Consider the following 4934-nt stretch of genomic DNA (forward strand, 5'->3'; position numbering starts at 1 on the left):
GCACTCAGCACTCAGCACTCAGCACTCAGCACTCAGCACTCAACACTCAGCACTCCTAATGCCCCATTCAATCCTGCACAGTCATTGGCAGACGAATAGTGAAAGTAGAACCAATTCCTGGCTGACTTTTGACAATAATTTCACCACCCATCATCTGGCAAAAGTGGCGGCTAATTGCCAACCCCAGTCCTGTACCTCCATACTTTTTCGTAGTCGAGGTATCACCTTGTGTAAAAGGTTGAAATAACTGCTGCTGTTGACGGTTAGACATACCGATACCTGTGTCGGTAACAGTGAAAATAATGCTGCCCAAAGGAGCATCTGATCGGAATTCATCCTTTTCTCTGTTGACTGTCAGCGTTATCTTGCCGTTTGTAGTAAATTTACTGGCGTTGCTGAGTAAGTTTAACAATACCTGCCGCATCCTAGTTTGATCGGCGTACATAGTGCCAAGTTGCTCATCAAAATCCACTTCTAAAACATTGGCATTTTTTTCTATAGCTGGTTTGACTGTGAGAACAACGTTATGAATCAGCGTTGCAATCTCGAATGTCTCAGGATACAGGGCCATTTTCCCCGCTTCAATTTTTGACAAGTCGAGGATTTCGTTAATCAAGTGCAGTAGATGCTTACCAGCAGCGTTAATTGTTTCTAAGTCGGTGATAAAGTCTGGCGATAAACCGAGATCGGTAGCGTCGTCTTCTAGTAGTTGGCTTAGTCCAATGACAGCATTTAATGGTGTGCGTAATTCGTGGCTAACATTAGCCAAAAATACGCTTTTTGCCTTGCTAGCAGCTTCAGCTAATTCTTTAGCTTGTTGTAGTTCTTTTGTTCGCTCGGATACTCGCTCAATCAGACGATTTAGAGATTTGGCGAGTAGCCCAATTTCATCTTCAGTGGTGACGGGCGCTCGCAAATCGAAATTATGTTTCCTGGCAACTTGTTCTGCTACTTGGGTTACAGTGATAACTGGTTCAGCGATCGCTCGACTAGTACGCCAAGCAACAATGGCTGCGATCGCTACCGAAACCAGCATACTCGCGATCACGATGAATCGTTCAACTATTCTCGCCTGCTCAACGGCTCTTTGCCTTTCTTGCTCCTGATATTCAGCAGTTTGCAGGATGTTAGTCAAGTTTTGAGAAAGCTGGTCTAGCCGCATGGCTGTTTCACCACGCATTATTGTTAATAACTGCGATCGGGCAGAGGAAATCTTCTGAGGCTGCACTTTTGGGGAGTCAATTTTCTGTAAGACGACCTCGATTTGGTCAACGTAGGCTTTTAAATTAGTTTTATAATCCAGCAATAAGGTCTGTAAAGTCGAACTTGTTGCTGCTAGTCTTTTAGGTTTACTATCGAGAAATCCGCCAATTTTTGACTCTAGTTGCTTGGCTTTTTCAACATTCTTCAGAAAATCAGCTTTTTTGTTTTGCAGTTGTTGTGAATTATCCAATACAGCAACTAGGTTAGAACTATGTAATTGCGCCCCTACTACTGCATCTTTATAATTACTCAGTAGTTGTCCTTGTTCATAAGCTTGATTAAATTGTCTAACTTCCCTTCCCCGGTAGTAATTAGCAATCACTAACCCAGTCAGTGAGCCAAAAAAGCCAATTCCGATAGCTACAAAGTACCCATAGCCAATTTTTTGATGGATACGCCAAGAACTGGCTTTGAGCTTCCCTCTTGAGGGAAATTCTATAGTTGGGAGTTCGTCTGTCGATGGCTCTTCGGCTGACACTTTTTTGCTTTCTGAACTGCTGTAGATAGGGGTTGGCTTTTGAGTTGGCATTTCTCAAACCTCCTTGCCTTCCCGCAAAAATAATCAAATTAGTCTAGATTGTCAAAATACCTTAATTAGTCATTAACATCTACATTATCTTCTTTTATCGCAAGAGCAAATCGTTGCTTGCTAGATAATTAGCATCATCTTAAATAAGATAAGTAATTTTTACAACAAATTTTATAAGTATAATTACCAAGTTTAAGAGAATTTACTTTTTTAGGAGCAACGATATAGTTTCCTGCACTAAAGACCCTCCTGAGAGCATCTTTCCCTTACTACACTACTTTCCACAATATGCGGTTGATAGCAAGCAATGAGTTCTTGCGATCGCCTAAGCCACTACTCTACCTTACTGCTTCCTTATAAAATTAATACAATCAGGAAAAAACAAAAGGTTTGATACTTGTTGGGGATGGGGCATTGGGCGTTAGGAGTGCTGAGTAATGAGTAATGAGTAATGAGTTATTCTCCCTCTGCCCCTCTGCCCCTCTGCTCCCCTGCCCCCCGGTCACTGAGCGTAGCCGAAGTGCTGCTCCCCTGCTCCCTCATCCCAGGCATACATATCATAAAACAGCTTAAAAGTCTAGTCTATATGAACACAGAAAAATCTTTATTACGTATTAATATCAATACGAATGCGTTAATTGACAAACGCGGCTTAAGATAGCTTTAATATCGGCTAAAATCGGCTTCTAGGCTTATATAAATGAGAAGTGGAGTGATTTTTGCATTATTTGTACTTAGATTTAGTACGATTATGAGCAAATGACACGGAATGGGATAATCACAACCTGAGGATTCCAGTTGATTCCAAAAATAGAACTCAGGAAGTTGATTATAATACATCCTGCTGCCTTCTGAGTTCTATCCTCCTACTGACTGTCTACCTTGTAGTTGATGCAGTAGATAGTACGGGGCAACTATGGTTATAGGACACTAAAATCTTTTTGTGCCTTTCACCAAATTGTACTGATACATAAGTACATTACCTAATCAACAACCTTTTGGTTGTAATTATCCAGATTAGAAAAACTCAACTGTCAAATTAATAGGAGTGAAAATGCCAGAACAAGAATTTACCGAAAACGCATCTAAAGAGACTACAGTGGCAGAGATCAACAACCAAACGGGAACCATCACCAAACTCCAGCCTCCGGCACAGCCTCAAGACGAATGGGTAAAATACGGAGAGCAAATTTCTACCTTTTTAGCAACATTACCAGAATATCTGGGAAGCTTCTTTAATCAATATAAGCAACCCCTGGTAACAGTTGGTTTAATTGTAGGATCAATTGTTGCTGTTAAGGTACTCTTGGCAATATTAGATGCTTTGAATGATATCCCTTTGGTGGCACCTACTTTTGAGTTGATTGGTATTGGTTACTCTGCCTGGTTTGTTTACCGCTATTTACTCAAAGCCTCAACCAGGAAAGAGTTAACTAGTGAAATCACCACTCTTAAATCACAAGTTGTCGGTAAACAAATTCCAGAAGCTTAATATCTAATTATTGCTTCTCTACCAGACGCTACGCGTAGCTTGCTCCTGTGTAGAAGTACGCTCTAATTCCAAATCATGAAGTCTGAATGCCGGAAGTCGGCGTTCAGACTTCTCTGAAAATTCCTGACGAAATTTTTAACAATTTGTAATATCAAAACTACACCCATAACGCTAGTACTCGTAGAAGTTGCTTCCTACGATCCTTGGTTTAATTACGAATTAGTAATTATTGTTGAGGCGAACCTCCGGTGGTCAATTTAGCTTTTGGGGTCGGTTTTTTTGGACTCTGTGGAAGTTCTGAAGATATTTTGGGCGACGATCGCACTATATTAGGAGATGTAATTGTCGGCAATTTGCCCCGTTTGACTAAAGCTTGATGAATCATCGCCGCCACTTCCGCCCGACTAGCTACTTTGTTTGGATCGAGGACTTGGGGATTTGGATAGTTAACTACCAAACCATTGGTTGTAGCAGCAGCGATTTTGGCGATAGCATAAGGCGGAATATCTTTAGCATCTTTATAGACACTGATAATCTGATTTGGGGAAGTGGGTGCTTTTAAATTCAGCCCACTGACAAGGGCAACTAAAACTTGTACTCGTGAAATATTTTGTTGTGGTTTGAAGGTTTTTTTCGGGTAGCCCTTGAGAAAACCCGCACTGATGGCTTGGTTAATTGCTGGAGTTGCCCAGAATTTTGTTGGTACATCTTGAAATGCGATCGCAGTCTTAGACGGTTCTTGGTCAAAGGCTTTTTCTAGTATGGCAGCAAATTCGGCGCGATTTACAGCCTGATTTGGTCTAAAAGAATAATCAGGAAACCCTTTGAGAATCCCACGGGCAGAAAGAACGTCTATAAAACGCCGACTCCAAAAGTCATTGGGCACATCGTTAAATGCAATTGGTGGCGGAATGATTGATTTTGGTTTTGCCGGAGTTACTAAAGGCAACGCTGATGATTTGAGTGATGACTCAAGTTCTGTTGCAGGAGATACAGGTGTTTGTGGTTGTGGGGATTGAGTTGGGATTACCAAAATAGATGGTAACATTGCGCGGTAAGGGGTTGCGCTGTTAGTTGGGAATGAAGGTGTCTTGGGTTCAACAACAGCTTCAGGTGAAGAATAGGGCAAAACGTTGTTGGGGACTGTATAAGGTTCTACCTTGGCAGTAGGAGAGGGCAATACTGGATTTGGTCGAACACTAGGAGACGGAGTGGAGGAAGGCAACAGCAGCCCGTTTAAGTTCCAGCTAGAATCTCTGCGGGACAATGACCAAAAAAGAATCGCTCCGATAGTGGTGAAGGCAACCAAAATGGCTATAAATTCATCAAAGCCAAGGGCAGTTTTTGGGGATGACTCCGGTTCGGAAGGAGGTCTATTTGTCATCGTGATTACCCTGGTAGCAGTAAAATTTGTGTCTAAACAAATTAAGCCACAGATGACTCTTTTACACCAGCCCTTTTTTAATTCGTAATTCGTAATTCGTAATTCGTAATTTGTAGTACGGTATTAGATTTCTGGTTCAACGCCAAGCGATCGCAATTGGGCAGCTAGGCGATCGGCTCTTTGGGATTCCTGTTCTGCTCTTTGGGATTCCTGTTCTGCTCTTTGGGATTCTTGTTCTGCTCTTTGGGATTCTTGTTCTGCTCTTT

The 4934-nt window shown here is 41.8% G+C and carries 3 protein-coding genes; 1 reads left to right on the top strand and 2 read right to left on the bottom strand.

Annotated features, from left to right (window positions below; all coding sequences use genetic code 11):
- Positions 1-67: 67 nt before the first annotated feature.
- The gene (locus RMY27_RS34660; RefSeq protein WP_322669328.1) at positions 68-1792 is read right to left on the bottom strand and encodes a sensor histidine kinase; all 1725 of its coding nucleotides are present in this window, start codon (positions 1790-1792) and stop codon (positions 68-70) included.
- Between the two features lie 1054 nt (positions 1793-2846).
- On the opposite strand from RMY27_RS34660, the gene RMY27_RS34665 reads away from it, so the two are divergent.
- Positions 2847-3284 carry a CAAD domain-containing protein gene (locus RMY27_RS34665; RefSeq protein WP_322669329.1) on the top strand — a complete coding sequence of 146 codons (438 nt, stop codon included), beginning with the start codon at positions 2847-2849 and terminating at the stop codon, positions 3282-3284.
- Between the two features lie 226 nt (positions 3285-3510).
- Here RMY27_RS34665 and RMY27_RS34670 read toward each other — a convergent pair whose 3' ends face one another.
- Positions 3511-4668 carry an S-layer homology domain-containing protein gene (locus RMY27_RS34670; protein ID WP_322669330.1) on the bottom strand — a complete coding sequence of 386 codons (1158 nt, stop codon included), beginning with the start codon at positions 4666-4668 and terminating at the stop codon, positions 3511-3513.
- Positions 4669-4934 lie beyond the last annotated feature (266 nt).

Source organism: Nostoc sp. DedQUE09 (genome assembly GCF_034530915.1).
In the GTDB taxonomy this organism is placed as follows: domain Bacteria; phylum Cyanobacteriota; class Cyanobacteriia; order Cyanobacteriales; family Nostocaceae; genus Nostoc.

Excerpts from the sequence above, each read along its gene's own strand:
- RMY27_RS34660 (WP_322669328.1), bottom strand. The coding sequence starts at position 1,792 with ATGCCAACTCAAAAGCCAACCCCTATCTACAGCAGTTCAGAAAGCAAA.
- RMY27_RS34665 (WP_322669329.1), top strand. The coding sequence starts at position 2,847 with ATGCCAGAACAAGAATTTACCGAAAACGCATCTAAAGAGACTACAGTG.
- RMY27_RS34670 (WP_322669330.1), bottom strand. The coding sequence starts at position 4,668 with ATGACAAATAGACCTCCTTCCGAACCGGAGTCATCCCCAAAAACTGCC.